The 1,634-nt window shown below is 48.2% G+C and carries 1 protein-coding gene; it reads left to right on the forward strand.

What is annotated here, in order from left to right; all coding sequences use genetic code 11:
• Nucleotides 1–45: 45 nt before the first annotated feature.
• Entirely contained in the window at nt 46–1,578 is a 1,533-nt protein-coding gene (locus ACO0U8_RS24175) for an IS3 family transposase (protein WP_421671766.1), read from the forward strand.
• Nucleotides 1,579–1,634: the final 56 nt, after the last annotated feature.

Raw genomic sequence — 1,634 nt, forward strand, 5'->3', positions numbered from 1 at the left:
TAAAAGGGGGTGCGGACGATTACTTGGACTCTCGGGAGAGAGTTAATGCATTCATATGAGGACAGGGTTCGGGCTGTTGAACTCTATTATCGATATGGCAAAAAAGCCTCTATGGTCATCAGAGAATTGGGATATCCATCCATAAAACAGCTCGGTCGCTGGGTGCGAATTTATGAAGAAACTGGCGACTTACCAAAAGGATTAAAATCGAGACAGCGATACTCACAGGCGCAAAAAATCGCTGCTGTGGAACATTACCTGACGCATGGTGGTTGTCTGGCGTTTACTCGGCGAGCCATCGGCTATCCCAGCGACGTATTACTTAAACGTTGGATTGAAGAAATATATCCAAACCGGCGCCCTCTGATTGTCCGCTCAAATACAAACAAATGCTTCAGTCAGGAAGAAAGAGCTCAAGCCGTCCGTGAGCTTTGCAAGCGAAGCGGAACCGTCCTTAAAGTTGCTCAAAACATAGGCGTGAGCGTCCCGGTCCTGTACAAATGGAAGAAAGACCTGCTCGACGATGGGGCTTATCGATCCATGCGAAGACATAAAACATCAACTCAGAATAAAAACCAAGATGCATTGCTTGATGAAATCACGCGGCTTAAACAGCAGGTTCATCAGTTGCAGCTTGAACGCGATATCCTGACAAAGGCGAATGAACTGATAAAAAAAGACATGGGCATCAGCGTCCTGACCCTGAAGAACAGGGAGAAAACCCAGGTCGTTGATGCCCTTAAGGAAATCTATTCCGTCGCTGAACTGCTCTGTGTTCTGAAGCTTGCCCGGAGTTGCTATTTTTATCACAAAGCGAGCCGGCGTCTAAATGATAAGTACGCGGAAATACGCATAGCCATGGCAAAGATCTTTGAAGGAAATTACCGCTGCTATGGCTACCGGCGTCTGCACGCGATGCTCCGAGAGAACAAGCTCTGCATCTCTGAAAAGGTTGTCCGCAGGCTAATGACTGAGGAGCAACTCGTTGTTAAGCAAGCGAGGCAACGACGATACAGCTCTTACTGCGGAGAAATAGGGCCGGCACCTGAAAATCTCCTTGCCAGAAATTTTCAATCCTGCGTACCAAATGAGAAGTGGCTGACTGATATTACTGAGTTCCACCTGCCGGCGGGCAAGGTCTATCTGTCGCCCGTAATCGACTGTTTTGATGGCAAAGTGGTGAGCTGGTCGATAGGAACACGTCCGGACGCAAAACTGGTGAATGGCATGCTCGACGACGCGCTCGATACGCTCAGAGAAAATGAAAAACCGGTGATACACAGCGACAGAGGCGGCCATTATCGATGGCCGGGTTGGTTGGATCGTATTAATGCATCAGGTCTTAAAAGGTCCATGTCGCGCAAAGGTTGCTCGTCGGATAACGCGGCGTGTGAAGGCTTCTTCGGGCGGGTCAAAAATGAAATGTACTATGGCAGAAACTGGGCGAGCACGACGCAGGAAGAATTTATCTGCTTCCTGGACAGGTACATACGCTGGTATAACGAGAAGCGAATTAAATTATCATTGGGTGCAATGAGTCCGGTTAAGTACCGGAAGCATCTGGGGATCACAACATAATCAGTCCAACAAAACATCCGCATCTCCAAAAGTGACATTATCAAATGGGACTTACA

The organism is Rahnella sp. EDr1-12, assembly GCF_049206505.1.
Classification (GTDB): domain Bacteria; phylum Pseudomonadota; class Gammaproteobacteria; order Enterobacterales; family Enterobacteriaceae; genus Rahnella; species Rahnella rivi.